Consider the following 26,843-nt stretch of genomic DNA (forward strand, 5'->3'; position numbering starts at 1 on the left):
TTTTGATCTAGAAGCCTGATTGTGGCCAGCGTGGGCTGCTTCCCGGGAAGGATTCAGGCGTTTGACTGTTGTTGTTTCCGGCTGCCTGATGCTCACCCGACCAGGAGGGCAGCGGCGGTGTGGACTGGTTCCAATCCCAGTTATCAGGGAAGCTGATCTGATTCTCCTCAAACGAGGCCGGTGTAAACGCGGGCATTCCCTGGGGGAGCGAATCGAAGGTCCCTTCCTGAACCTCAGCGGGCTGTGCGGTCGCGCTGACGGTACGGAATACGCCACTGAAAGTCAGCGGGTTCTCGCTGCTATCCTCTGCGGTGAGACCCATACCACTGTTTGCCATGTAGTATTCTTGATCTTCACGCAGTTTGAAGGCTTCCACCGAGGCACGGAGCTGCTCAACAAGGCGGGCGAGGCGTTCCATGTTTCCGGACGCTTCGCGGGTATTGACGCTACTCTGCTTCGTGGATTCGGCAACCTCATGCATGATACGCACGATTGCGCTGGATGATTGGAGCTGTTGCATGGCCGCTTTGTTAATGTTTTCAACTTCGCGAGCCTGATGTTCAATGGCGGAGAAGATTGAGCTCAGTGCGATACCGGCTTCCTGTGTCAGTCTACTACCAGCAGCAGTTTCGCGCTGGGTTTCCTGCATCGAGAGGGCCACTGCGCCGATCTCTTCACGAACGCCGCGTACGATACGACCGATACTGGTTGCCTGATCCTTTGCGCGTTCTGCCAGACGGCGGATGTCGGCTGCGACCGCGCCAAAGCCTTTACCGTTCTCACCTGCCATAGCTGCCTGAATAGCGGCGTCCAGTGCAAGACGGTTCGTCTGGTGCGCGATGGTGGTCATTGCCTCAGCGATTTCGTCAATCTCACGCGAGCGCTCGCCAAGCATCTGGACTTTCAGCGCTGTGCCCTGCACGTTCTCGTTAATACGGCCCATTCCTTCTACGGCCTGTTGTAGTGCGTTACGACCACCATGAGCGTCTTCACGCGCTTTATTCGCAACATCGAAGAGCATCTGTGAGCGTTCTGCCACTTGCCGACTTGAGGCTGCCATGTTCTCGACCTCAACCCCGGCTTCGCCCATCTGCTGAATCTGGACGTCAGCCGTTTCCACAAGCTGCGTCATACTGTCAAGAATGGTTGAGGTTGTTTTTTCAACTTCGCTTGCCACAACTTTGACGCGGACAACCAGGCTTCCAAGCTCTTCCACCATGTAGTTAAAGGAGTCGGCCAGCACTCCCAGCGCGTCAGCCGTGACCTCTGCCTGTACGCGCAGATCACCTTCACCGACACCGCTGACCTCGCTGACCAGCTTTTCGACCTGCCCTTGCAGCGAGTCGCGTTGTGCCTGCGTCTCCTGGATCAGGCGTACGATGTTGTCGAGCATGTTGTTCATCGACTGGGCAACAGTGTAGATCTCATCACGGCCCTGTAGCTGTGCTCGGGCATTGGTCTCACCTTTGGCGATCCGCTTGGTCAGGGTGGCCAGATGGAGGAGCGGGTTCGTGATGGTCAGGTTCACGATGTAACCGATGAAGATAACGAAGACCATTGTGACGAGCAAGGCGATAATGGTCGCGAAAATAAGCGCGTTGGTAATAGATGGGCCTGTTGTGGCGGTCTGGGTATTTATCTGGTTCGCGATGGTATCGATCTGCTTCCAGGAATCATTGAGCGCCTTAAATGCATCATCCAGCGCTTTCTTGTCTGCATCGGCGGTTGGGTTGGCGGTAATGGTCGATGCCTCCAGATGCTTGAGCAGGTTGTTCTGCGCATTCATGAAGTCAGGCCAGAGCTTCTCGCGCACGTTCTTGAAGAGCTTCTGTTGTTGATCCAGAATGCCGGGGTCGGGGAGATCCTGGCTCAGGGTTGCTTTAATGCGCCCCATTTTAGCCGATGTATTGACTTCATATTCTTGCGTGAATTTGGTGATATCTTTATCGACCTGTCCTTGCTTCTGGTGGACCTCCTGAATAATGGTCGGAAGCTGTGCCTGATATTGACTCTGGGCCCAGATAGGATATTCCAGGCGGGGTTGTGTCGAAAGATCTTTGAGTGCGGTATCAATGTGGGTGCTTTGTTGTACCATCGCGGCGGTTAGCTTCAACTGCTCGCTGCGATCGTTGACCGTGTTGGTAAAGAACCATCCCAGAACCCCGATCACAATGCCGGGGATAACCGCCGCCAATAAGAACGCACTGAAGAGGCGGCGAAAGATAGGGATGTTGGAGATGAATTTTAGCATGGTATGCAGCGTCCTCCATAGGCGGCAGGTACTTCTGACAGTTTTATGTACGAGTCAGAAAAGTAAGGTAGTGTTGTACGGCGAAATAGCTCAATGCCAAAAATAGATCAACTTGCAGTGTACCCGACTTTTCGTGGAAATGAAATATTAAAAAGTGCGAGTGGCCTTTTTTTCCTATGCATGTGCGGAAATGCGTGCTATACTGTGGACGAAGAGAAAACTCAGAAGTCGAAGGAGCCTTCAGATGGATACACACTCTGTTGCGCACTGGCCGTTTCAAAAGGTGCTGGTTGCGAATCGCGGTGAGATCGCACTTCGTGTGATTCGAGCCTGCCGCGAACTGGGCTTACGCAGTGTTGCGGTCTATAGCGATGTCGATAGAAACGCGTTGCATGTTCGTATGGCCGATGAGGCGTATCATATTGGCCCGGCGGTGGCAGCGCAGAGCTATTTGTCTATTCCAGCGTTGCTGGATGTTGCCAGACGTTCTGGGGCACAGGCGGTACATCCTGGCTATGGTTTCCTATCAGAGAATGCCGAGTTTGTGCGAGCCTGTACGGAGGCCGGTCTGATCTTTGTTGGCCCGCCCGCTGAGGCGCAACTGGCAATGGGTGAAAAGACAGCAGCACGGCGGACCGCCAGCGAGGCTGGAGTTCCCATTGTGCCGGGTGCGATGGCCGACGTTGCCGATGACGCAGAGGCGGTCGCTATCGCCGAGAAGATCGGGTATCCGCTTCTCTTAAAGGCGGCGGCTGGTGGTGGCGGCAAGGGCATCCGTTTTGTACGTGACTCGCGTGAGCTGCTCCCCTCATTGCGAACGGCACGAAGTGAGGCCATGAGCGCTTTTGGTGATAGCCGGGTCTATCTTGAGAAAGCGATTGCGCCTGCCCGTCACGTTGAGGTTCAGTTTATCGCCGATACACATGGCAATGTGGTTCATCTGGGGGAACGCGAGTGCAGTATTCAGCGTCGCCATCAGAAACTGATTGAAGAGTCTCCGTCTCCGATCGTCGATGCTGAGTTACGCGAGCGCATGACGTCTGCAACCATTAACCTTGTGCGCTCGATTCAATATGTCAATGCGGGCACCGCTGAGTTTCTGGTTGGGCCCGACCGCAACTTCTATTTTCTTGAGGTCAACGCACGTGTTCAGGTCGAGCATCCCGTCACGGAATGGGTCACGGGCATCGATCTGGTGCAGGAACAATTTCGCGTCGCTGCCGGGTTGCCGCTCTCCTTTACGCAAGAGCAGGTGGAACTGAGAGGTTCCGCAATTGAATGCCGTATTTCAGCGGAAGACCCCGAAAACCGTTTCCTGCCCGCGACCGGGACAGTACAGGCGTTGCAGGAGCCCTCAGGTCCGGGCGTACGTGTGGATAGTAGTCTCTATGCCGGGTTACAGGTCCCGCTCTACTATGACCCCTTGCTCTCCAAGTTGATCGTCTGGGGGAAAGATCGCATGCAGGCTATTGCTCGCTTGCGTCGTGCGCTGGATGAGTATCATATTGTCGGTGTCCGCACGACGATCCCGTTCGCCCGCTGGCTGATGGATCATCCCCGCTTTATTGCCGGTGATATGTCCACCGATTTTATTGCGGAGGAATGGGACGCCCGCTTGCTGCAAAAGGAGCCGGAGGCCGAGGAGCAGCTTTCAGAAGAACAGGTTGCTGCGATCGCTGCTGGCCTGCTCCTTCATGCAAAGATTGAGGATGAAAAACTCCGTCGCCAGCCGCTGGCGCAGAATGGACATGAGGGGCGCAGTCGCTGGCGTGATGCCGTGACACGCTGGTAGAAACGCTACAAGAAAGAAGGAGCAGGGGTATGAGTAGCGCTGCTCCTTCTTTCTGTTTATTCCTTGACCGGTTCCGGCAGCGTGAACGCGGGTGGGTTCTGGCCTTTGCGTTTGGCGGCTGCCTCTTTCAGCCGCTCAACCGACTCGTAGGGCACATAGCGTGCGCCAAGCGGTGTCGGGTGGATTCCGGGGCCGTGGAAGTCGGTGCCACCGGTCGGGATCAGATTATACTCCTTTGCAAGCGCAAGCAATGCCTGAACGTCTTCATCGCTATAATCCCCGTAGTAGGATTCCAGACCGACCAGACCGGCGTGACAGAGCTCAGGTAGCCAGTTACGAAGTTCGTCCAGTCCGGGCAGCGAGACCGGATGGGCCATCACGGGCAGGCCGTTGGCGCTGGCGATCAGGCGCACGGCATCGGCGGGAGAGAGCTTGTAGCGCGGTACATAGGCGATGCAGCCGCTTCCGATATACTGCTCGAAGGCCTCTGCCACACTCTGAACATAGCCTGCTTCAACCAGGGCCTGTGCAACGTGTGGACGGCCTACGGCACCGGCTGCCAGCTCACGTACACGATCCCAGGAAATGTTGATGCCGTTCTCATTCAGTAGCTCGACCATCCGCTTGCCTCGCAGTTCGCGGGCATCACGCAGTATCTTAATGGTGGCCTGGAATTCGGGACGCTTATATTCAAGATAGTAGCCCAGAACGTGAATTTCGGATTTGCCGACTGTGGTGTTAATCTCGATGCCTGGGATAAACTCAATGTCGCGGGCTCTGGCCGCTTCTGCCGCTTCGTCCAGACCGTTTGTGGTATCGTGGTCGGTCAGGGCAAGCACGCGGAGCCCCGCTTCTTGCGCTTTTTCCAGCAGAATTGTGGGGGAATAGAGTCCATCGGAGGCTGTTGAATGTGTATGTAAATCGACGGTGTTATGCATAGATTGTTTGTGGTCCTTTTCTCTTATCGTGAAGGGTGGCCGCAAGGGCCAAGCCGAGTATGGACCTGGCCTTTACGGACACCCTTCAATTGTATCAGGTCAAATCGCGCGGACTAGCGAGCGTAGTCGACAGAGCGCGTTTCGCGAACCACGCACACTTTGATCTGGCCAGGATAATCGAGGCTCTCTTCGATCTTGTGTGCGATATCGCTGGCAAGCTGTGCCGCCGCATATTCGTCTACTTCTTCTGGCTTGACAATAATGCGGATCTCGCGACCTGCCTGAATAGCAAACGATTTCTCGACACCGGTAAAAGAATTCGCGATATGCTCCAGCGCCTCAAGTCGCTTGATGTAGAGATCAACCGTTTCGCGGCGAGCGCCCGGGCGAGCGGCTGAAATCGCGTCGGCGGCCTGTACAATAGCTGCTTCGAGTGTTTGAGGTTCGGTCTCGCTGGCATGGTGCGCGACGATGGCGTGAATGATCTTCGGCGATTTGCCGAAGCGGCGCACGATCTCGCCACCAACAATGGCGTGTGGGCCTTCTACTTCCTGATCGACTGCTTTGCCCAGATCATGAAGCAGAGCTGCCGTCTTGCAGACATTGACATCCGCGCCAAGCTCATGCGCCATTGTTGCAGCCAGAATAGAGACCTCCACCGAGTGAGCAAGGACGTTTTGCCCGTAGCTGGTGCGGAAGTGCAGCCTCCCCAGAATCTTGAGGAGATCGGGCTGAAGGCCATGCACATTGGCTTCCATCGCGGCGTTTTCACCGGCCTCGCGAATAATGTTGTCCACTTCCTGACGGGCTTTCGCGACGACATCTTCAATACGAGCCGGGTGAATGCGGCCATCAATAATCAGCTTGGTCAGGGCGATACGGGCAACTTCTCGGCGCACCGGATCAAAGCCGGAGAGGATCACTGCTTCGGGGGTGTCATCAATAATCAGATCAACACCGGTAGCTGCTTCCAGCGCCCGAATATTGCGTCCCTCGCGGCCAATAATGCGCCCCTTCATCTCGTCGTTCGGCAGCGGCACCACGGAGACCACGGCCTCAGCGACCTGATCCGAGGCGCAGCGCTGAATGGCGAGAGTGATAATTTCGCGGGCGCGAGTCTCGGCTTCAACACGGGCCTGATCCTCGATCATCCTGATCCGCTGCGAGGCCTGCGTTCTGACCTTTTGCTCAATTCTGCTGAGCAACTGTTCTTTTGCCTGCTCTTCTGTAAGCTGAGAAATGCGTTCGAGTTCCTGAAGCTGCTGCTGTTTGAGCTTTTCCACCTCTTCGCGGAGTTGCTCTAGCTGGCGCTCTTTGGCGGTGAGCTTCTTGTCTCGCTGCTCAATCTGCTCAAGTTTCCGCTCCAGCGCCTCCTCTTTGAGCTGAATCCGGTGCTCCTGGCGTTGTAGCTCTGAGCGGCGCTCTGCATTTTCTCGCTCTATGGTCGCGCGGAAGCGTGCCGTTTCTTCTCGCGCTTCACGGAGGGCCTCACGCTGCTCTGTCTGCACTTCCAGAAGTCGTTGCTCGCTGGCTTCTTTCAGGGCGCGCAGGCTCTCATCGTATTGTCCTTTTTTCTTTAATGATCCTAGCCAGTATCCGACGAAAAGAGCGAGCAAAGCTCCGATCACCAGAACGACAATAGCCAGGATAATATCTGTTGCGGTCACGTCGTCCTACCTCCAGTAGTGACGGTAACAGGCCTGTAATAAGGCGAGTATGAATCCGTTATTGCTGTTATTAGCACATAATCTCTCTATTTGAATCATCAGAATACTGTGGGATTTACAAATGTATACTATGCGCCAAGAATACTATACTAAGAGTGTTAACATTACGTCAAGCACAAAAAAGGGGAAGATTTTCTCTATCAGTGCAAGAAAGTATTACTGAAAGTAGAAAGATGCACTTTCGCAGAAAGAGAAGAAAGGCGAATGCGGAGGCCGGGTAGACGGTATTTTATACCGTCCAATGCCCGGTCATAAATTGTAGGGTAAAGAATGCCAGCAATGGCAGGGAAATCATCAGATAGCCATTATGAAACCAGGGTTTCTTTCCTAATCGTGCCAGAATGATGAAGCCTGCAAAGATTTCCAGCACAAACCGTTGTGTTGAGGCAAGCGGATCGTAGCCGCCGGCGCGTGGCAGGCTCGGCCAGAGTACCGAGTACACCAGTGCCAGGAGACCGAAAAGGATGAAGGTCCACTGGTGTCGGGCGAAGCGCTCTTTTCCGAAGATTGCCATCAGTAGCAAGACCAGGAAGCCAAGCAGAGCCACCAGATCAATAATGTTATGGGCCGTAAAGAAGGTAAAAGGTGAGTGCGTGACAATCTGCTCAATGGTCAGGTAGATTGCCACAAGCGGAAAACTGAGCGATTCACGCCAGAACACCTGTGCATGCATAAACGCCAGCGGATCGCCGATACTGTAATAGAGCCCGAGCATGTAAATCCCGAGTGCAAGCGGGATCAGCAGCACGGCTATCAGATTGGGGATCTGTCGCAGGACATAGGGAAGAAGGCGCCGTTCACGCCAGCTCAGACAGAGTTCGGGCCAGTGCTGACGAGCATATTCACAGACAAAGATGATCGCAACGAAGGTGCCAATAGAGCGGGTCAGCATCGAGAGCGCTCCGATAATCGCTGCTGTCCACCAGGCGCCACGCCGCATTGCATAGAAACTGGCGATCATAAAGAAAATAAAGAGGGACTCATTGTAGGCCGCAAAGAAAAAGTGTGCAGTTGGAAAGATAGAGAGATAGAGCACCGTTTTATGCGCGGTTTCACGATCGAACTCGGTCTCAACGAGCCGAAAGAGGACGACCAGAACACCGAGAAATGCCAGGTTTGAGATCACCATCCCGGCGAGCAGCAAGCTGTGTGAAGGCATGATCGGCTGAATCAGGCGCATCAGAGCCGGGAAGAGTGGGAAAAAGGCCGCATTGTCGAATTTGAGATACCCGTCTGCGGCAATACTGGTGAAACGCACGGCATCCCAACGGTGCCAGGTGTAGAGAAGCGCCGACGCCGAGAGTTTCCCGGTCCAGTAGTTTGGCACAAAAAAGAGTATCCCCCCAAAATAGGTGAGTAGAAGAAAAACGAAACGTGTGATAAGGTATATAGGGAGAATTGAAAGTGTTGCCTTGAACCAGGGAGCAAGAAATGCAGGCAGCGCTCGGGATAGTTTTCTGTCCTTTTCTATCTTATCTTGTTCCTTTGAAGTATCTTTGGTTGTTGTTTGCATAATAAAAATACCTGCCAGGCTTTGAATTTGTCATCAGGTCTACTACTAGTAAAACGGTATAAAAGCGGGTCTTTCCAGTTCTTCAGAAGATAAACTGGTACTTATTTCTTGTTCTGTCGGAGCAGAGACGAACACTTGCTTCTGTGCTGCCCCTGCATGTTCTGCTCAAAAGGGGCGCTTTGGAGCACATTCGTTATATAGCTTTTGAAAGTATAGCGGAATTTGTACATGCTGTCACCTTTCCAGGGAGGATAAGTATGATGAACCAGCAAGGATCGGGAACCGGTCCCCTTTCTAAGGGGTCTTCGTCACGGGGCACTGGTCCCCTGTCGGTTTTGCGGAAGACACATGTTGTAACGTGCTTTCTTATGAGGACTGATGAGCGCCCGGCTCGTATTTTGCTTGCTCGTCGGAGCCAGCGTGTGGGGAGTTATAATGGGGCCTGGGCCGGGATTAGTGGCTTTGTTGAGGAGGGAATGACGCCCCTTGAACAGGCCTATACCGAGATTCAGGAAGAGACGGGGCTGAACCGCGATCAGCTTCGCTTGCTGAAAACCGGTGCGGTTGTACAGCATGTAGACGAAGCGTTGGGGCGCCATTTCTTTATTCACCCGTTTCTCTTTGAGGTGGTGCCGCCGTTTACGATTCAACCCGATTGGGAGGCGACCGAAATGCGCTGGATTGTTCCTGATGAGCTAACACGCTTTGAGACGGTTCCGAAGCTGCCAGAGGTCTATCAATCGGCGTTGCATGGAGAACCCGCATAGTGCCGGGCGAAAAGAGGAGGGCGCGGGAGGGGAAAAGCTTGCTCCTACCCGCGCTTTTGCTTGCCTGGGGTCTAGAGGCGCTCGATCAGCGTCGCGATGCCCTGGCCGACGCCGATGCACATGGTCGCAAGCCCATAACGTCCGCCGCGCTGTTCAAGCTCATACAGCAGTGTGGTCATTAATCTGGCTCCGCTACAACCGAGGGGATGACCGAGGGCGATTGCGCCTCCATTGACATTCACTTTCTCCGGCTCGATGTCCAGTTCGCGGATACATTGCAGCACTTGAACCGCAAAGGCCTCATTGAGCTCGATCAGGTCGATATCCTGAATGGTCAATCCAGCGCGTTGCAGCACTTTGCGGGTAGCCGGTATCGGACCAAGCCCCATATAGGAAGGATCAACTCCTGCCACTGCCGTTGCAACTATGCGCGCACGGGGATGCAGCCCAAGCGCTCGGGCGCGGTTATGTGCCATCAGAACCAGTGCCGCGGCCCCGTCATTGATGCCTGCCGCGTTTCCGGCGGTTACGCTGCCGCCCTGGCGAAATACCGGCTTGAGAGCGGCCAGCTTCTCAAGCGTGGTGTCAGGGCGTGGGTGCTCATCCTGAGAGACAACCTGCGCTTCTCCCTTTTTCTGTGGGATCGTGACCGGTGTGATCTCAATGGCGAAACGCCCCTCCTGTTGAGCCGCAACAGCGCGTCTATGGCTGCGCAGGGCGTAGGCGTCCTGCTCCTCGCGGCTGATATGGTAGCGCTCCGCGATGTTCTCGGCGGTCTCACCCATGCTGTAGGGAGGATACAGCGCTGCCAGCCGCGGATTGATAAAGCGCCAGCCAAGCGTTGTATCTTCCAGTTTGAGAGAGCGTGCGAACGCTGCGTCACTTTTACCCAGGACAAAGGGGGCGCGCGTCATGCTCTCGACGCCGCCCGCGACGAAGGTATCTCCGTCTCCGGCCTGGATGGCATGGGCAGCGCTGTTGATCGCCTGCAAACCGGAGCCACAGAGCCGGTTGACGGTCTGCCCGGCAACCTCAACGGGCAAGCCTGCAAGTAGAAGAGACATGCGGGCGACATTGCGGTTATCTTCGCCCGCCTGGTTAGCGCAGCCAAAAATGACATCCTCAACGCTTGCTGGCTCGATGCCAGCGCGTTGAATGGCCTCTTTGATGACCAGCGCCCCGAGATCGTCGGGACGGACATCTTTGAGAATGCCGCCGTAGCGCCCGATTGGAGTGCGTACCGCTGAAAGGATAACCGCCTCTTCCATCGTGAACCTACTTTCGTCCAGCTAACCTATTTGCCCTGGAAATTCGGTTTCCGTTTCTCGATAAAGGCTCGCATTCCCTCGCGCATGTCTTCGGTAGCGAAGAGCAGGAAGAAGTTTTTCCGCTCAATCTCTAATCCCTCTTCGAGCGAGGTTTCAAAGGCCGCTGCTACCGCTTCTTTGGCCAGGCGAACCGCGATCGGTGCCTGCTCAGCAATCTTGTGGGCCAGCTCCAGCGCAGCCTGAAGATGCTCTCCCCGGGGAACGACCCGGTTGACCAATCCCAGTGCCGCCATTTCCTGCGCTGTTACCTGCGCGCCAGTCAGCACCATTTCCATCGTGCGATACTTCCCGAGCGTGCGGGCAAGACGCTGTGTGCCTCCTGCGCCGGGGATGACGCCGATGGCGATTTCGGGCTGCCCAAACCGAGCGTTTTCGGAAGCGACAATCATGTCACAGAGCATTGCGAGCTCGCAGCCTCCGCCCAGGGCATACCCGCCGACGGCGGCAATGGTTGGCTTTTTGATTTGCTTGATGCGTTTCCAGCCCTCAAAGCTGCCAAGCATCATGTCTATAGGGGACTTATCGGACATCTCTTTGATGTCCGCTCCGGCGGCAAACGCTTTCTCGCCTGCCCCGGTGATGACGATACAGCGGATCGCATCGTCGCGATCAAATTCCTCTAACGCGTCTGCCAGTTCGTTGACAAGCTGGAAGTTGAGCGCATTGAGCTGATTTGGGCGGTTGAGCGTAAGGATGCCAACGCGCTCATCACGTTCGGTGAGGATATACTGATACTGTGCCATAGTCTCCCTTTCACATAAAATAGCGTCCTGTACAAACAGAAAGAGATAGTATTCTCTCTGTAGTATACGACATGTGTGGCGGCGTGTGTTGCCTCACTGATTGACAACTCGGATATAACGTACCGTCACAGTCCCGATAAGGCAGTAGAGAATAGCCAGCGTAAAAAGCAGTTGAAAGCCGAGTGTGCTTTGTCCGATGCGGTAAAAGTGGTCGATCAAAGGGCCTCCAATGACTGGAGCGATAATCTGTGGAATTGCGAGCGCGATGTTCCAGACGCCCATATCCCGGGCAAAGGTCTCCCGTGATGGAAGGGTGTCGGCAACAAGGGCCCAGTCCACGCTTTGATAGGCCCCATAGCCAAGCCCGAAGATCAGCCCGGCAGAGATGACGATGGGGAGCGAACTGGAGACGATGAAGATGAGCCCAACCAGCGCCATTAACGTTCCCGAGATATAGATAATGCGTTTTCGCCCGAAACGGTCCGAGAGCCAGCCCGCGACAAAGGCGCTGATAAGGCTGGTAATCGAAACGAGGATGATAAAGTTGCTCGTTTGCAGGGCAGGAGAATCAACGCGCACGACATCTTGCATGAAGTAGAGTAGATAGGTCTGGATCGTATACACACTCAGCATCACAAAGAGCCGGGTGACAAGTACCCAGGCAAAACTGGGAGTGCGGCGCGGCGAGAACTCAAAGATGCGTAAGAGGCCAATAGCCGCGATGATCTCAAGAATTACCTGTTGCGCTTCGCTGCTGATCTGGATGCCGACGGGTCGCAAAAGATTCCAGAGCGCAAGCAAACCCCAGACAAGTGCAAGGCTTAGCAGGGTGATACCAGTCGTTAGCAGGTGCGAGCGCGTGAGCCAGGGCTTGCGCTTCGGGGTCTGCACGGTAACGCTCTCGCCACGCTCACGGACGACCAGCACCGTGACAAGCATTAGCACAAGCAGGACAACAATCACAATGCCATAGGCCAGCCAGAGACCGGTGAAATACGTTGGCTTGCCAGTATCGATAAGAAGCCCCGAAACAAGCGTCCCACCGATGGTCCCGGCAATCTGAAGCAGGCCCATTGTGCCGGACACCTGTCCTCGTTGTGCGGCTGGCACAATATCGGGGAGGAGAGCGTGAAAGGGAGCCTGAACCGCGTTACTGGTAAGTTGGACCAGGAGATAAGCAAGCATTAACTGAAGCAGATCAGGTGCAAGCGCCATCCAGAGCAGGGCCCCGGCATTCAGCAGAGTGCCAATCAGGATATAGGGCCGTCGCTTGCCCAGGCGCGCTAGCCGTCCCGTTGTTCGATCGCTTAGCAGCCCGAAAAACGGGTTCGCGAACAGTGCGACAAATGCGCCCGGGATCAGCACAAAGGCGAGCGCTGCACCCTTGCCGGGCTCACCAACCAGCTTGAGAACCTGGCTTGGTAGGATGATAAAGCCCAGGGCTGCCCAGTGGAAGCTCAGGCCGAACCAGAAAATACTGATGGCGAGAATCTGGGACCAGCGCAGGCGTGGGGAAAGCTCAGTATCCATTGGGTGGTGTTTTCGCTCCTTCCAGACCATGTGAGAATGCTCGTATTCAACGAGTATACGGTCTAAGCTATGCCGGTAGGCAGGGGCATTTGTCCCATATGCGCTTGATCGATGAAGTAATTTGCTGCATAATAAGGGGGTGAAGTCCTCCTTTGCTTGAGACCAAAAAGAGAGCGCTCCTTGCTACGAATGACGATAGTACCTTTTCCTTTCGATTTTGTTGACACCAACAACCCCCTTTGTTAGAATGGCATACCCCTATATATTGTTGAAAACACCCTACTGTAACACAACATGTTGGGAAATTCCCCCCTTTTTGCTCTTGACTGGGTGAAGGCTTTATGTTACTGTAATACCACGTAAGCAGTCGCAGAGCTGCAAGAAAATGTGCGCTATTGCGCTTGCTCTAACTGAAGAGTGAGCGGCTTCGGCGCGAATGGAATCAACAAGTGTTTACCACCTGGCAGCATTTGCTGTCATCTGACTTGTCTTTCTCAAAATAAAAACGTTCTGAAAATCCTGCCTTTTTGAACGAAGTTCTAACTCCTTTTGACGAGGGGTGTTTTTATGCCCAAAAACAGGGTGTGAAAAGGCGCAAAATACAATTTTATACTTCTTTGAGGCGATAACGGGGCGCGTACAGCCTGTGGTTTTCGGGCTGTAATAGGTAGCGTGTTCCCTGCTGTCTGGCCTGATCCACGAAGGGACAGGCTTTTTTGATTGTAATTTTACGAGAGGTAACAGGCGATGTCTCAAGTAATAAGTTCAAGTAACGCAAACTCTGCCACTCAGTCGACACAGCACGATGTGCCCGCTTCCTCCAGAGGATATAGCCCGGAGGCGCTGCGCCGTATTCTGGATGAGGTGTGTCATGGCTTCGGACCAGAAATAAGCGTGGATGAGCTGTTCCAGGCAGTTCATGCATCGGTTTATGCCGGTATTTCTGATGCGGAGTTGTGGCAGGCGATGATTATGGCGGCCCGCACAAAGGTTGAGTTCGAGCCCGCCTATACCTATGTTGCAGCCCGTATTTTGCTGGTTTCGCTCTATAACGAGGCGTTGCAGACGACCAACGAGAATCGTGTGCGTCTGGCTGATGCCGCCGAGTTCTACAAGACCTATCTCAAGGAATACGTCGAGTTTGGAACCAGCAACGGCTATCTGGACCCGCGCTTCAAAGAGTTTGATCTGGAGAAACTGGCAAACGCGATCCATCCAGAACGCGACCTGTTCTTTGCCTATCCCGGCCTGCAGATTCTGTATGATCGCTATTTCTTGCAGCATAAGGGACGCCGCTTTGAGTTGCCTCAGTTGCTGTGGTTGCGTGTGGCGATGGGGGTAGCGCTGAGTGAGAACGAGCGTGAGACACGCGCCATCGAGTTCTATGAGCTGATCTCGCAGTTCTACTTTACGCCCGCAACGCCGACGCTCTTTAATGCCGGTACTGCGCACCCGCAGCTTTCGTCCTGCTATCTCACGACCGTTGATGACGATCTGTTTCATATCTTTAAGTGCATCCAGGATAACGCCCTGCTTTCCAAGTGGGCGGGAGGCCTGGGAAATGACTGGACACGCGTTCGTGCTCTCGGTGCTCATATCAAGGGAACCAACGGCATCAGTCAGGGTATTATCCCGTTCTTGAAGGTTGTTAACGATACCGCGGTTGCTGTCAATCAGGGAGGCAAGCGCAAGGGTGCCGTCTGTGCCTATCTGGAAAACTGGCACCTTGACGTTGAAGAGTTCCTTGACCTGCGCAAGAACACCGGTGACGATCGCCGCCGCACACATGATATGCATACCGCGCTCTGGATCTCTGACCTCTTTATGCAGCGTGTGGAGCGCAATGAGCAGTGGACTCTGTTCAGCCCTGATGATGTCGCCGATCTGCATGATCTCTATGGTGCGGCCTTCGCCCGGCGCTATGAAGAGTACGAGCGCATGGTTGAGGAGGGCAAGCTGACGCACTATCGCCGCGTTTCCGCTGTCGAGCTCTGGCGTAAGATGCTGACGCGCCTGTTTGAGACTGGCCATCCCTGGATCACCTTTAAAGATCCGTCGAATGTGCGTTCGCCGCAGGATCATGCGGGCGTTGTGCATAGCAGCAACCTTTGCACCGAGATTCTGCTGAACACCTCAAACGATGAGACCGCTGTTTGTAATCTCGGTTCGATCAACCTTGCCGCCCATATCAATGATGGCAAGCTGGATCATGAGCGCCTGCAAAAGACCGTCCGTACGGCGGTGCGCATGCTGGATAACGTGATTGACATTAACTACTATCCGACTCAGGAGGCCCGGAACGCGAACCTGCGTCATCGTCCGGTCGGCCTGGGCTTGATGGCTTTCCAGGATGCGCTGTATAAGCTTGGCATCAGCTACGCCAGCGAGGCCGCCGTTGAGTTCGCTGATCGCAGTATGGAAGCGATCTCGTACTATGCCATCCTCGCCTCAACGGAGCTGGCTGCTGAGCGTGGCGCTTACGAGAGCTACAAGGGCTCCAAGTGGGATCGTGGAATGCTGCCGATTGATAGCATTGCCTTGCTTGAGCAGGAGCGTGGTGAGCCGATCGAGATGGATCGCAGTGTAACAATGGATTGGGATAAGGTGCGGGCCGCTGTGAAAGAGCATGGCATGCGCAACAGCAATGTGATGGCGATCGCACCAACAGCAACGATTTCTTCCATTGTCGGCGTCAGCCAGTCGATCGAGCCGAGCTACAAGAATCTGTACGTCAAGAGCAATCTTTCCGGCGAATTCACTACGGTGAACTCGTACCTGATCGAAGACCTGAAAAAGCTTGAGATCTGGGATAAGAACACACTTGAGGCCCTGAAGTACTTTGATGGCTCCCTCAAGGAGATGACGTTCCTGCCCGAGGATGTGCGCATGCGCTATCAGACTGCGTTCGAGATTGAGCCGAAATGGCTGATTGAATGCGCAAGCCGCCGTCAGAAGTGGATTGATATGGGACAGTCGCTCAACCTGTACCTGTTTAACCCGAGCGGCAAGAAGCTCAGCGAGATGTACTTGCTGGCATGGCACAAAGGCCTGAAGACGACGTACTATCTGCGTACGCTGGCCGCGACTCAGGTCGAAAAGTCAACGATCGATATCAATAAGTTTGGCATTCAGCCGCGCTGGATGAAGAACGCCAGCCCATCCAGCTCGATTCAGGTCGAGCGTGAGAAGCCGCAGTTCCAGCAACTCCCTGAGACCATGTCGATGAATGTGTGCTCGCTGGATGGCGACTGCGAGGCCTGCCAGTAAGAGATTGTGCGGGAGTGGGGAAATACTCTCCCCACTCTTCTTCCTGAATGCTAGTACCGAAAAACTGTGTAAGGAGCCACCTTGTAACGATGAGTCTTTCTTTTGATGATACCCCGGCTCAGTTGCAGCGAGCCAGTGAAGAGAGAGCGCAGAAAAAGCGCCTGATTAATGGCTGGCATGTCGATGTAAACCAGTTGATGCCGTTGAAATATCACTGGGCCTGGGAACATTACCTCAATGGTTGTGCTAACCACTGGATGCCGACTGAAGTTCCCATGACAAAAGATATTGAGATCTGGAAGTCGGACCGTCTGACGCCAGATGAGCGCCTTGTGATTATGCGCAATCTGGGCTTCTTTGCGACGGCTGAGAGCCTGGTGGGCAATAACCTTGTGCTGGCTATTTTTAAACATATCACGAACGCGGAATGCCGCCAATATCTCTTGCGTCAGGCTTTTGAGGAAGCGATTCACACTCATACGTTCCTCTATATCGTTGAGAGCCTCGGGCTCAACGAGCGGGAAGTGTTCAACATGTATCATGATATTCCCGCAATCAAGCGCAAAGATGAGTTTGAGATGCAACTGACTGCCGATGTGCTTGATCCCGATTTCTCAACCGAGACCTTCGAGGGCATGCAGAAATTCCTTGAAAACCTGATCGGCTACTATGTCATTATGGAAGGTATTTTCTTCTATAGTGGCTTTGTGATGATGCTCTCGTTCCACCGCCGGAACCTGATGACCGGTGTTGGAGAGCAGTTCCAGTATATCCTGCGTGACGAGACCATTCATCTGAACTTCGGTATCGACCTGATTAATGGCATCAAGGCTGAGAATCCAGAGTTATGGACTCCGGAGTTTCAGGCGCATGTGGTCGATCTGATCAAGCATGCGGTGGAACTGGAAATCGCTTATGCGCAGGACTGCTTGCCGAATGGAATTCTGGGTCTGAATGCTGATCTCTTCCGCGACTATGTCCAGCATATCGCTGATCGGCGTTTGGAGCGCATTGGCTTGCAGCCGATCTACCATTCGCCACATCCGTTCCCCTGGATGAGCGAGACCATCGATCTGAGCAAAGAAAAGAACTTCTTTGAGACTCGCGTCACCGAGTATCAGGCGGCCTCCACGCTTGAATGGGAGTAAGATGAGCACCTCACCCGTGCAGACAAACTGAGGTCTCCTCTCTCTCGTTGTCATCTGCCCCGGAACATGGACACGTTCCGGGGCCTTTTTCTTTTTTGCTCTGGAACATGTACCGTAAGCAAAAGCTATGAGAACGTGGCATAATATCATCTATATTGTGTATTATAGCTGTGCAGTGGAGAACATGCCAGAATGAGCAAATTGATGACGATGCGTGATGCAGTGGCGCATTACGTCCCTGATGGTGCCTCGATTGCGGCAGGAGTGGCGTTGGAGCCACTGATTCCCTTTGCCTTTGGTCATGAGCTGATCCGCCAGCAAAAGCGTGAGCTGACGCTGATTGGTCCGATTTCTGATATGCTCTTTGACCAGTTAATAGGAGCGGGCTGTGTCAGCCGGATTCAGGCGGCATGGGTTGGTAATGTGAGCGAGGGCCTGGGTCATTGCTACCGACGTGCTATTGAGAAGGGCGTACCGCGTTCGCTGATGGTACAGGAGTTCAGCAATCATACAATCGGGCTGGCTCTACTGGCTGCCTCACTCGGCGCGCCATTTATTCCCACTCGATCGCTGTTGGGAAGTGATATCCCCCGCCAGAACCCGCATTTTCTGCTCTCTTCTTCTCCTCTAGATGGTTCCCCGGTGCTGCTTGTGCCGGCGCTTCGTCCTGATGTCGCCCTTATTTCTGTCCAGCGCAGCGATGAGCAGGGCAACGCGCATCTTTGGGGAAATCTCGGTATCAGTCAGGAAGCGATGCTCGCTGCGCAAACTGTGATCCTGGTAGCGGAAGAGATCGTTGCGCGTGAGGTGATTGCCAGTGACCCGAATCGTGTGATCGGGCCATCCTATAAGGTCAGAGCGGTCGTTCATGAGCCCTGGGGAGCGCACCCTTCTGCCGTTCAGGGCTATTACAACCGGGATCACGCCATGTTTGCTGACTACCATCAACGAACGCGCACGCAGGAAGGATATCGGGCGTGGCTTGAGGAATGGGTTCTAAGCGTGCCGGATCGAGCGGCATATGTCCAAAAACTTGGACAGGAGCGCCTTGCAAGCCTCCGGGTTCGTGAACACCGGTATGCTGCTCAGGTTGATTATGGCTATTGAGGAGGGAGTCATCATGCCTGCTACTCACTATTCGCCGCGTGAACTAATGGTGGTTTGTGCTGCCCGCGAGATTCGCGACGGTGAAAATGTCTTTGTTGGGATGCGTCTGCCATTGCTGGCCTTCGCGCTGGCAAAACGAACGCATGCGCCCAATTGTATCGGGCTCTTTGAGGCTGGCATTGTGCGCGACACGCCTTCCTCCGAGCTTCTGTATACGATGGGTGACGCACCTAATATCACTGATGCCCTGTGGACGACCGGCACGGTAACGCTTCTGGGCTTGATGGCCGCCGGTGATGTGCAACTGGGCTTTATTGGCGGGGCCGAGATTGATCGCTATGGCAATCTCAATACCTCAGTTATCGGGAACTGGCGTGACAGACCCCGGGTTCGATTGCCGGGCAGTGGGGGCGGCGCTGATATCGCTTCGCTGGCGCAACGGCTGGCGATTATCATGCCCCATGAGCGCCATCGCTTTCGCGAGCGGGTTGATTTTGTAACCAGCCCGGGCTATGGCTATCCTGATGAGCATGGCCCGGCAGGCGTCTCCTGGCGAAAGCGAGTCGGGTTGCCGCGTGGCGGCCCGGTCGCCCTGATTACCACAATGGCGGTGTTTATCTTTGATCCCGAGACTGGAGAGGCGCTGTTACAATCCTATCATCCGGGAACGAGCATCGAGCAGATACAGGAACAGACGGACTGGCCGTTGCGCCTTGCTCCTTCTTGCCGTGAAACCAAGCCACCAACGGAAGAGGAACTACGTCTGATTCGTGAATGTGATCCTCACGGCGTCTGGACTGCCTGAGGCTACGACAACGCCCCATAGTAGGTTTTCTGAAGCTTCCGAGCAAAGTTTCTGTCAGGATGGTATCCGCCGCATTGCCCGCGCTCCTCAAGCAGGAGCTTGCCCACCAGTTGCAGGCGCAGGGGCGGCCATGTGTTGTTGCTATCCGCGCCATAGCGCCAGAGATAGCGCTGCTCATATGGCGTGAAACCGGCCTGGATGCTTTTGTCATGGATGAATTGCTCCGCTTCTGGTCGCTGAAATGGTTCAAGCGTAATCTGCTCAAAGATATTGAAAAAGCTGCTGGTATCTTCCTCGCGTTTCAAATAGGTTGAGAGCGGCAGGCAGCTGGCAAGCACCAATACCAGCCCATAGGTTCTGGTGAGCGAGCGAAGGTTGCGAAAGAATGTGGCCGTAAAGTGACGCTGTTTACAGAGGGACTCAAACTCATCGATGCAGAGAACGGGAACGCGGTTAGTCGCTCGAAAGAGTTTGAGTCCCTGTTCAAGTGTAAGCAGGCCTCTTTCGCGTATCTGAGCGGAGAGTCCGAGCGCCTCAGTGGCTTCACGCGCGAAGCCGGTAATGGTGCGACAGCTTGGCGTTGCAGCGTCGAGATAGCCGATACAGAATCTGACTCCCAGTTCTAGAGGTGCACTGAGGCGTAAATAATCGATCAGCCAGGTTTTGCCGATACGACCCGGGCCGACAATGATAGTCGAGGCCTGACGGGAGACACGATGGATGAGGGTCTCTCGTGCCCGATGTCGTCCGTAGAACTCATGGATATCGGTCAAGGGCTCATTGAAGAGAAACGGCGAGGCGTGCCGTTTTCGTTTGGGGGGATGTGCTATGGTGAGCGAGATCGATGGAGCAAGTTGAAGGAGTCCCAGGTCCTGTGGGCTTCTCCCGTACAACGAGCAGAGTTTCTGCCGAAAATGCCGGTTCGGAACGGTAATTCCGCTCTCCCATCGACTGATGGTAACTCCTGTGGTGCCGAGCCGCTCGGCCAGTTCTTCCTGTGTCCAGCCCAGAGATTCGCGGGCGCTGCGGAGTAGCTGATTAGGTATAGCCTCTTCTGGTTTTTTCACCTTTTCCCCTTCCTTCTGTTTGCGTAAAGCAACACTCCTGATACCACGTAGAGAAGGTGTATCTCCTCTGGAATGCAGTTGAGAATACCTGTATTGTAGCACTGGATTTGGGGAGTGGAAATAGCTGTAAGGAGTTTCCGGGAGAATTTAATGTATTTTTTATACTGGACATGAAAAAAGGATGAGCACTGAATGGCTCATCCCTCTTGCATTGTATTGATGCATTTAGTGGGCAACAGTGTACCCTGCATCATCGAGTGCTGCTTCAACGTCTTTCATGGAAACCTGGTCAGGCTGGTAGTCAAGCCGGACGGTCTTTGTGTTGAGGTCAACATCAACCTTCTGCACGCCCGACAGGCCGCCAAGCGCTCCCTTGATTGCATGAACACAGTGATCGCAGCTCATATCGGGGACAGAAAGCACTACTTCCTGAATGTTTGCCATGTGAATGCCCTTTCTCTGTTGCATGAGCGCAAGGCCCACGGAAAAGTCGTTGTGGTTTGTCTCCCAACCCCCCTGGGTATGGGTACGACTTGTAGTATATCACGATTTGAGAAAGCAAGCAAGTGTTACAGCAAATGAAGCCCTCAACGGTTGTGCATATTCCCTCTTCCTGTATGATGAAAACAGAGCTCCGGGACAATGCGAGAAATTGGAGGCATGTTTGTCAACACCTGATCGACTCTTACAGCTTATAATGCAGTTACAGCGTGAACGCAGTATCGCGCGGGGCCGAAAACGCCTGCTGAACTATATGCGTACGTGCAGTCAGGCGAGCTATGTTGCGCTCTTCGCTCTGGAGCCCGAAGAACACCTGCTGATGCTGCTTGCCTTCAATGGTGAGGCCCCAACAGATGCCAGCGCGCGAGTTCCAGCAGGCGGCTCTTTTGAACGGCTGATTCAGCAGAACGCCACTGGTGGGGCTGTGGATCTGACGCAGCTCTTGGATGCCAACGTTGAAGAGCGTAGCTGGTGCTGGCCAGAGGGAGAGATGCGGATACAGCCTGTGCGGCTCAGTCCAACACGGAATGGTCTGATCATTTATGGCTTTCAGACGCGCAGGAAAGTCCCGTTCAGTGATGAGCAGGAGCTGGAAATGCGGCTCTGCAATACACTGCTGCCAATGTATCTGCAACAGACACGTCCAGTTCGCCCGAAAACACGACCCGGCAGTATACCACTTGAGGAGCCCGAAGAGAGGGTTGAACTGACAGAGGAGCAAAAGCAGGCAGTTGAGCGGGAACGCGAGCGCATTGCCCGCGATATTCACGATGGACCCGCCCAGAATATCACGCTGGCTTTGTTGCGCATAGAATATCTTCAACGTACCATCAAAAAAGCGGAGGATCTGCCCGAGCATCCGCTACTCCTTACAGGCGCTGAGGAACTGGAAAAAGTGCATGCGCTCTTACAGGAATGTGTTGAGGAATTACGCCATACCGTCTACTCGCCACAACCCACCTCGCTGGAACAGAAAAACATTGCGGTTGCACTTGAAAACCTGATTGGTGACTTTCGGAGCATGAACCCTGAAGTACAGGTCAGTTTTGTCTGGCAGGTTACCGGCTTACAGGATAAGGTGCCTGCCGCGGTACAGGTTCCGGTCTATCGCTTTATTCAAGAGGCGCTCAACAATGTCAGCAAGCACGCGCAGGCCAGCCGGGTAACCGTTAGCATGCGCATTGCTCGGGGCTCTCTTATTGTCGAGGTACGAGATAACGGTAGAGGAATCAGCCCGGAAACGTTGCAGAAGCTGAACGAGGAACAACCGGGTGAGCGTCCCTTTGGGCTACAAACGATGCGCGAGCGGATTGAAAACGCGGGTGGGCACTTTGAGATCCTGTCACAGGTCGGGGAAGGCACCATTGTGCGCGCCCGCTTTCCTGTCCGGGGAATTGCCGCAGGAGTATCGAACCTGACAGAACGGGAGCAGGATGTGTTGCGTCTGGTGGTGGATGGGCTCTCGAACCGGGCAATTGCTGAGCGGCTTTCCATCAGCATCGATACGGTGAAATCGCATATTCACCATATTATTCAAAAGATGCAGGTGCGAGATCGGACCCAGGCGGCAGTTCTGGCGATGCGCTATGGCTGGTTATAGGAACCCTGCACCTCCTCGTCAGTGAGCAGACCATGCCGCAGGGCAAAAATGGCGACCTGGGTCCGATCTCGCAAGTGCAACTTCTGAAAGATAATCGAAAGATAATTTTTCACCGTTTTCTCTGAATACGAAAGCTTTTCCGCAATCTCCTTATTGCTCAAACCCGCGGCGACGTACCGAACAATTTCCAGCTCTTTTTCAGTGAGTAGCTCGGTTGATTGCCCTTCGGATGAGGCCTCGGCCAGTCGGCGGTATTCGTTGACGATGGCCCGGGTCATTTCTGGCTCTATTGCCAGCCCCTCAGCATGCACCTTACGGATCGTTTCGGCCACTTCCGCGGCTGAAGCGCTTTTAGGGAGATAGCCTTTTGCACCATTCTTCAGCGCCTGAAGCATATATTGATTTTGTCGGTACATTGTGAGTATGATTACCGAGATGTCGGGATATTCCTGCGTGATTTGTCGTGTCAGGGTGATTCCATCAACGACCGGCAGGTTGATATCAAGCAGGATCACCTGCGGCTGGATCTGGCGAATTTTCTGCATGGCCTCAAAGCCATCGCTGGCCTCGCCAACAATATCGATATCCTCTTCAAGGGAGAGGAGTTGACGGAGTCCCTCACGCATCAGCGTATGATCGTCTACCAGAAGCACACGAATTACAGCGTTTTGAGTGGCCGTCTCTTGCTCTGTTCTGGTAGGGGGAGCCCCTGCTGATGGTTTGGGAGCGATCTGAGAGAGCGTGGGAGACTGCTTCTGTTCACCGATTTTGGTTTGATGCATAGCGACTCCTTCCGGGTTTTCAGCAGTGAGGTTCTTGTGAGCGAATCTAGCTTTCATCAGTAGTATAGCAAGCAAGGAAAACGGGATACATCACCCGGAAGAGTGATTTTTAAAGAAGCGTACAGGGCAAGAACGATTTTTTGAAGGATGGGACGCATGATGAAAGAGCTATTTGAGGAAGAGCAGACGTTAGCAGCAATCTCAGCTGAGGTCCGCAGGCGCTTTGAGGCTCGCCACGATCTCGCGCATGGCTGGGATCATATTCAGCGTGTCTATGCACTTGCTCTCTATCTTGCGGAGCAGGAGGGAGCGAACCGCTTTGTGGTCGGACTGGCTGCCCTGATGCACGATCTTGGTCATGCGGCTGAAGAGACGGCCCTGCATCACGCAGATCTCTCGGTAGACCTGGCGCGCCAGCTTATGGAGGCGCAGCATGTGCCGACCGGGGTTCAGGAAGCGACCGCTCATGCAATTGTCGCGCATAGTTTTAGCAGGGGAGTGGAGCCCCGGACGCTGGAGGCCCGGGTTGTGCGTGATGCCGATAGACTGGATGGGCTGGGCGCGATTGGCGTTGCACGATGGGCGATCACTGGCGTGACCCGCAAGCATACAGGCTTACAGCTCTATCACCCTGAAGACCCGTTTGCTGAAAGTCACCTGCTCGATGACCATCGCTATATGCTTGACCATTTCTATCAGAAATTGCTGATGCTGCATGAGCACATGCTGACAACCACGGGAAAGGCGCTGGCAGAGCAGCGGACGCGCTTTATGCAATCCTATCTAGAACAGTTACGGCTGGAACTTGCTCTGACTCAGGGTTGAACAAGCCTGAAATTGGTAAACGAGGCATCACCGCTAGTAATTGGGGCAAGCGTTCCGGCTGCCAGGGCTACCTGGCCGCTACTATAGCGTTCATCCTGAACCGTGCCCACAGGCGTCCCATTGATGTACAGTATGAAGGTGGAGCCGGTTGCGATTGCCAGCAGCGTGTTTACGTCACCGGGACGAATCGCCGGGCTGCTGGTCGCTGCAAGCAAGTAGACATAATTCGCCCCGGCACCCGCATCGTGACGCCGGAAGAAGAATTGTCCATCGCTGGTGATTTCAAAATCATAGAATTGCTCCCGCTGCAAGCGCAACAGCAGCCCGGCATTGCTGCCAGAGTGTAACTGCACATCGACCTGTATCGCGCTATCAGTGATCGTGTGGTTGAGTAATGCGCAGGGTTGCAGATAATTAGTTTGCTGCACCACGCTATGATAGCCATTCTCGGTGAAGCGGCAGCGGGTACCATCGTTTGCCCAGTTCTGGTTTGCTACAGTGAGTGGGTCAGCAAACAGCGGAGGACTGGCGGCGATGGTTGCTGGCACATCGGTTGTCGCGGTTGCCTGCGCCTGTGGCGTCCGGTCCTGCTGCGTGGGTTGTGCGCTGACTGTTGGCTGTACGGTGTTCTGAGGCGAGTGAGAGAGGAGATAATACAATGCTGCCATCGGGACGCCGACAATCAGTAAGAAGCCGACCAGTACGATGCTGACAATGATACGATGGCGATGACGTGGTGAGCGTGGTGGAACTGTGCGTCGTACTTCTGTAGGTCTGAAGGTCTCGGTTGAAGGCGTGTTCCGAGTGTGGGTAGTAAGTGGGGGCAACTGAAATGATGAGGTGCTTGGCTTGCGAACAGTCGCCGGTGCCGCTGTTTCGGAAAGGACAAACTGCTGCTGCGTCCGAGGAGTAGGTCCTGTTGTCTGTGATGGAGGTTGTATCTCAGGGTATTCCAGTGCCTGCTGAAAGTCTGCTGCAAGTTCGAGCGCGGTCTGATAGCGTTTCCGGGGATCTTTTGCCAGTGCGCGAAGTAACACGGCATCAATTGCGGGTGAGAGTTCCGAGTTGAAGACCGAGGGTCGGGGCGGCTGCTCTTGCAGTTGTTTCCAGAAGGTGGAGAGCGGTGTTTCGCCCAGAAAGGGCAAGTGACCGGTGATCATCTGATAGAGGGTAATGCCAAGTGCATAGATATCGCTGGCTGGTGTGGCCGCCCCTTCTGCCAGCTCAGGGGCCATATATTCCGGGGTGCCAAGCAAGGTCCCTGTCTGAGTCAGTTCTCGACTTCCTTCAACCGATTTCGCCAGGCCAAAATCTGCCAGATATGCATAATGCTCGTCACGTAAGAGAATATTTGAGGGCTTGATGTCGCGGTGAATGATTCCTTCGCAGTGGGCGTAGTGGAGTGCGTCGGCGACCTGAGCTAAAAGCTGGTTAGCGTGTTCCAGTGAGAGCGGTTTTTCTCTGATCCATTCTTTCAAGGTGCCGCCAGGTGCGTAGAGAATCACAAGATAGTGCCATTCCCCCTCGGTATCGTAATCATAGGCCGGGAGGATATGGGGATGTTGCAGTTTATCAATTGCGGCTATTTCTCGCCAGAAGCGTTCCAGATAATCGGCGTTACTTCTGTGCACTACTTTGACCGCGACCTCACGTTGATGCGCCTCATCATAGGCCAGATACACTTCTGCCATGCCTCCTTTGCCAAGCAGGCGGCGTAGATGATATGGGCCTAACATCGAATGAAGCAACGAGTCAGGCATATGCTTTTGAATCCCTTCGTGACCTTCTCTAACGTCATATCATTTCACTCTCGATACGTATAGGTGCAGTATAAGTTTTTATGTGTTTTCTGTCAACCAGAACGAGTACAATCGGCTTGAAAGGGCTGTACATGCCAGTTTATTTCTTCTTCTCTTTCTCTGGCTTATGCTGCTTATCATGCTCTGGCTGTTGTTTCTGCTGATGCTTCTGTCGGGTGGGCGGCTGCTTTTTTTGTTGCTCGGTTGCAGCAGGAGGCACTGTGAGGCCTGGATAGGGGACGGCGTTCAGTGGATTGCCTGATTTCCCATCGATGCCGCCGTTTGCGGTTCCCATTGGTGTTGGATTGTGACTACCTGCTGTCGGCTGGATGCTCGAAGAATTTGGCTGTTCTTGTAACAGCGCTGGAAGCTGTAACAGAGAGAACAACGAGAGCAGAAGCAGTGGCACCGCCAGCACTCCTGCTGTAATCAGCATAGGCCGAAACTGCTTTGCATCTGGTGCTTGAAGCAAGCTATATTCGTCCGGTTCTGGATGAGGCACGGGCCGTTTGCCCTCAAGGACAGCAGCTTGATAGGCTTGTGCAAATTCACGAACGGACGAGAAACGCTCATGTGGATCTTTTGCCAGCGCACGCAGAATGACTTCATCAACAGCAGGCGGGATCTCCGCGATATGTTTGCTTGGAGGGACAGGGTCTTCTGCAATATGCTTTAAGAAGGTGGTGGATGCGGTATTCCCCTTAAAAGGAAGGCGGCCCGTCAGCATCTGATACAGGAGCACTCCAAGTGCATAGAGATCGCTCTGTGGAGTTGCCTCTTCATCGACTAGCTCTGGAGCCATATAGTCAGGTGTACCGATAAGGTAGCCACTATCGGTCAGGCGTTCCTCTTCATTGGCGGCGAGCTCGCCGATTCGGCGGATCAGGCCAAAGTCTGCCAGATAGAGATAGTGTTTGTCGCGCAGTAAAATATTTGAAGGTTTGATATCACGATGCACAAAACCCTGTGTATGTGCATAATGGAGTGCACTGGCTAACTGTTCAAGCAGCTCTCCGGCTTCAGCTAAGGAGAGCGGGCCTTGTTGTAAATACTCGCGGAGCGTTCCATCCGGAATGAAGGGGGTCACCATATAATACCAGGGACCACTTTTGCCGTGGTCAAGCACCGGGAGGATATGGTCATGATGGAGCTGTTCCATCATCTGGATTTCGCGAAGAAAACGGATGACATAGTTCTCTTGATTACAATGAACCAGTTTAATAGCGACGAGTTCTTCTGTGTATGGATCACGAGCAAGATAAATATCTGACATTCCACCTTTTGCCAGGTGACGCTGGATGTGATAGTGTTTGATTCGCTTGACCTGTTGGACCTCTCGCATAGAACTCTCGC

At 54.0% G+C, this 26,843-nt stretch carries 20 protein-coding genes; 8 read left to right on the top strand and 12 right to left on the bottom strand.

Annotation, left to right across the window (positions count from 1 at the left end):
- Positions 1-7: 7 nt before the first annotated feature.
- Complete coding sequence (locus tag EI42_RS25125; RefSeq protein WP_111325393.1) at positions 8-2,251, bottom strand: methyl-accepting chemotaxis protein; 2,244 nt, start codon at positions 2,249-2,251, stop codon at positions 8-10.
- Positions 2,252-2,495: 244 nt separating this feature from the next.
- Here EI42_RS25125 and accC point away from each other — a divergent pair, with 244 nt between their 5' ends.
- On the top strand, positions 2,496-4,043 hold the full coding sequence (accC, locus tag EI42_RS25130) for an acetyl-CoA carboxylase biotin carboxylase subunit (protein ID WP_111325394.1): 1,548 nt from the start codon (positions 2,496-2,498) through the stop codon (positions 4,041-4,043).
- A 56-nt stretch (positions 4,044-4,099) separates the two neighbouring features.
- Here accC and EI42_RS25135 read toward each other — a convergent pair whose 3' ends face one another.
- The 3 genes from EI42_RS25135 to EI42_RS25145 all read right to left on the bottom strand — a co-directional run bounded on the left by EI42_RS25135 (position 4,100) and on the right by EI42_RS25145 (position 8,035).
- Positions 4,100-4,981, bottom strand: coding sequence for a PHP domain-containing protein (locus tag EI42_RS25135; protein ID WP_111325395.1), 882 nt, complete (start codon positions 4,979-4,981; stop codon positions 4,100-4,102).
- Positions 4,982-5,094: 113 nt separating this feature from the next.
- A complete protein-coding gene (rny, locus tag EI42_RS25140) occupies positions 5,095-6,648 on the bottom strand; it encodes a ribonuclease Y (protein ID WP_111325396.1) in 1,554 nt (517 codons plus the stop codon).
- A gap of 289 nt (positions 6,649-6,937) precedes the next feature.
- Positions 6,938-8,035, bottom strand: coding sequence for a mannosyltransferase family protein (locus EI42_RS25145; RefSeq protein ID WP_170142897.1), 1,098 nt, complete (start codon positions 8,033-8,035; stop codon positions 6,938-6,940).
- A 443-nt stretch (positions 8,036-8,478) separates the two neighbouring features.
- Between EI42_RS25145 and EI42_RS25150 the strand changes: the two genes are divergently transcribed.
- Positions 8,479-8,988 (top strand): NUDIX domain-containing protein, encoded by a 510-nt coding sequence (locus EI42_RS25150; RefSeq protein WP_211326339.1) that lies wholly within the window; start codon positions 8,479-8,481, stop codon positions 8,986-8,988.
- 71 nt (positions 8,989-9,059) lie between these two features.
- Here EI42_RS25150 and pcaF read toward each other — a convergent pair whose 3' ends face one another.
- The 3 genes from pcaF to EI42_RS25165 all read right to left on the bottom strand — a co-directional run bounded on the left by pcaF (position 9,060) and on the right by EI42_RS25165 (position 12,589).
- On the bottom strand, positions 9,060-10,256 hold the full coding sequence (gene pcaF, locus EI42_RS25155; RefSeq protein WP_111325398.1) for a 3-oxoadipyl-CoA thiolase: 1,197 nt from the start codon (positions 10,254-10,256) through the stop codon (positions 9,060-9,062).
- A 26-nt stretch (positions 10,257-10,282) separates the two neighbouring features.
- On the bottom strand, positions 10,283-11,059 hold the full coding sequence (locus EI42_RS25160; protein WP_111325399.1) for an enoyl-CoA hydratase-related protein: 777 nt from the start codon (positions 11,057-11,059) through the stop codon (positions 10,283-10,285).
- Positions 11,060-11,152: 93 nt separating this feature from the next.
- Complete coding sequence (locus tag EI42_RS25165; protein WP_170211507.1) at positions 11,153-12,589, bottom strand: MFS transporter; 1,437 nt, start codon at positions 12,587-12,589, stop codon at positions 11,153-11,155.
- Positions 12,590-13,336: 747 nt separating this feature from the next.
- Here EI42_RS25165 and EI42_RS25170 point away from each other — a divergent pair.
- The 4 genes from EI42_RS25170 to EI42_RS25185 all read left to right on the top strand — a co-directional run bounded on the left by EI42_RS25170 (position 13,337) and on the right by EI42_RS25185 (position 18,916).
- Complete coding sequence (locus tag EI42_RS25170; RefSeq protein ID WP_111325401.1) at positions 13,337-15,856, top strand: ribonucleoside-diphosphate reductase subunit alpha; 2,520 nt, start codon at positions 13,337-13,339, stop codon at positions 15,854-15,856.
- Between the two features lie 89 nt (positions 15,857-15,945).
- Positions 15,946-17,004, top strand: coding sequence for a ribonucleotide-diphosphate reductase subunit beta (locus tag EI42_RS25175; protein WP_111325402.1), 1,059 nt, complete (start codon positions 15,946-15,948; stop codon positions 17,002-17,004).
- Positions 17,005-17,196: 192 nt separating this feature from the next.
- A complete protein-coding gene (locus tag EI42_RS25180) occupies positions 17,197-18,111 on the top strand; it encodes a CoA transferase subunit A (protein ID WP_111325430.1) in 915 nt (304 codons plus the stop codon).
- Positions 18,112-18,124: 13 nt separating this feature from the next.
- A complete protein-coding gene (locus EI42_RS25185; protein ID WP_170142898.1) occupies positions 18,125-18,916 on the top strand; it encodes a CoA-transferase subunit beta in 792 nt (263 codons plus the stop codon).
- Positions 18,917-18,918: 2 nt separating this feature from the next.
- Here EI42_RS25185 and EI42_RS25190 read toward each other — a convergent pair whose 3' ends face one another.
- Together EI42_RS25190 and EI42_RS25195 are read right to left on the bottom strand one after the other, a co-directional pair.
- Positions 18,919-19,983: a helix-turn-helix domain-containing protein gene (locus EI42_RS25190; RefSeq protein ID WP_137686134.1), complete on the bottom strand. Its 1,065-nt coding sequence runs from the start codon at positions 19,981-19,983 to the stop codon at positions 18,919-18,921.
- Positions 19,984-20,208: 225 nt separating this feature from the next.
- Positions 20,209-20,427, bottom strand: coding sequence for a heavy-metal-associated domain-containing protein (locus EI42_RS25195; RefSeq protein WP_246046329.1), 219 nt, complete (start codon positions 20,425-20,427; stop codon positions 20,209-20,211).
- A 220-nt stretch (positions 20,428-20,647) separates the two neighbouring features.
- Here EI42_RS25195 and EI42_RS25200 point away from each other — a divergent pair, with 220 nt between their 5' ends.
- On the top strand, positions 20,648-22,084 hold the full coding sequence (locus EI42_RS25200) for a helix-turn-helix transcriptional regulator (protein WP_170142899.1): 1,437 nt from the start codon (positions 20,648-20,650) through the stop codon (positions 22,082-22,084).
- Here EI42_RS25200 and EI42_RS25205 read toward each other — a convergent pair.
- Positions 22,069-22,866: a response regulator transcription factor gene (locus EI42_RS25205; protein WP_170142900.1), complete on the bottom strand. Its 798-nt coding sequence runs from the start codon at positions 22,864-22,866 to the stop codon at positions 22,069-22,071. The two genes, EI42_RS25200 and EI42_RS25205, sit on opposite strands and share 16 nt — an antisense overlap.
- A 156-nt stretch (positions 22,867-23,022) precedes the next feature.
- On the opposite strand from EI42_RS25205, the gene EI42_RS25210 reads away from it, so the two are divergent.
- Complete coding sequence (locus EI42_RS25210) at positions 23,023-23,691, top strand: HD domain-containing protein (protein WP_170142901.1); 669 nt, start codon at positions 23,023-23,025, stop codon at positions 23,689-23,691.
- Here EI42_RS25210 and EI42_RS25215 read toward each other — a convergent pair.
- On the bottom strand, positions 23,682-25,451 hold the full coding sequence (locus EI42_RS25215; protein ID WP_111325408.1) for a serine/threonine protein kinase: 1,770 nt from the start codon (positions 25,449-25,451) through the stop codon (positions 23,682-23,684). The two genes, EI42_RS25210 and EI42_RS25215, sit on opposite strands and share 10 nt — an antisense overlap.
- A 139-nt stretch (positions 25,452-25,590) precedes the next feature.
- Positions 25,591-26,832, bottom strand: a complete 1,242-nt coding sequence (locus EI42_RS25220) for a serine/threonine protein kinase (RefSeq protein ID WP_111325409.1) — start codon at positions 26,830-26,832, stop codon at positions 25,591-25,593.
- Between the last annotated feature and the right edge of the window lie 11 nt (positions 26,833-26,843).

It is taken from the genome of Thermosporothrix hazakensis (genome assembly GCF_003253565.1).
Lineage (GTDB): Bacteria > Chloroflexota > Ktedonobacteria > Ktedonobacterales > Ktedonobacteraceae > Thermosporothrix > Thermosporothrix hazakensis.

Coding starts and splice junctions, on each gene's coding strand:
- EI42_RS25165 (WP_170211507.1), bottom strand. CDS start 12,589: ATGGATACTGAGCTTTCCCCACGCCTGCGCTGGTCCCAGATTCTCGCC.
- EI42_RS25210 (WP_170142901.1), top strand. CDS start 23,023: ATGATGAAAGAGCTATTTGAGGAAGAGCAGACGTTAGCAGCAATCTCA.
- EI42_RS25135 (WP_111325395.1), bottom strand. CDS start 4,981: ATGCATAACACCGTCGATTTACATACACATTCAACAGCCTCCGATGGA.
- EI42_RS25125 (WP_111325393.1), bottom strand. CDS start 2,251: ATGCTAAAATTCATCTCCAACATCCCTATCTTTCGCCGCCTCTTCAGT.
- EI42_RS25185 (WP_170142898.1), top strand. CDS start 18,125: ATGCCTGCTACTCACTATTCGCCGCGTGAACTAATGGTGGTTTGTGCT.
- EI42_RS25150 (WP_211326339.1), top strand. CDS start 8,479: ATGATGAACCAGCAAGGATCGGGAACCGGTCCCCTTTCTAAGGGGTCT.
- EI42_RS25170 (WP_111325401.1), top strand. CDS start 13,337: ATGTCTCAAGTAATAAGTTCAAGTAACGCAAACTCTGCCACTCAGTCG.
- EI42_RS25220 (WP_111325409.1), bottom strand. CDS start 26,832: ATGCGAGAGGTCCAACAGGTCAAGCGAATCAAACACTATCACATCCAG.
- EI42_RS25160 (WP_111325399.1), bottom strand. CDS start 11,059: ATGGCACAGTATCAGTATATCCTCACCGAACGTGATGAGCGCGTTGGC.
- EI42_RS25195 (WP_246046329.1), bottom strand. CDS start 20,427: ATGGCAAACATTCAGGAAGTAGTGCTTTCTGTCCCCGATATGAGCTGC.
- EI42_RS25215 (WP_111325408.1), bottom strand. CDS start 25,451: ATGCCTGACTCGTTGCTTCATTCGATGTTAGGCCCATATCATCTACGC.
- EI42_RS25180 (WP_111325430.1), top strand. CDS start 17,197: ATGAGCAAATTGATGACGATGCGTGATGCAGTGGCGCATTACGTCCCT.
- EI42_RS25175 (WP_111325402.1), top strand. CDS start 15,946: ATGAGTCTTTCTTTTGATGATACCCCGGCTCAGTTGCAGCGAGCCAGT.
- pcaF (WP_111325398.1), bottom strand. CDS start 10,256: ATGGAAGAGGCGGTTATCCTTTCAGCGGTACGCACTCCAATCGGGCGC.
- EI42_RS25205 (WP_170142900.1), bottom strand. CDS start 22,866: ATGCATCAAACCAAAATCGGTGAACAGAAGCAGTCTCCCACGCTCTCT.
- accC (WP_111325394.1), top strand. CDS start 2,496: ATGGATACACACTCTGTTGCGCACTGGCCGTTTCAAAAGGTGCTGGTT.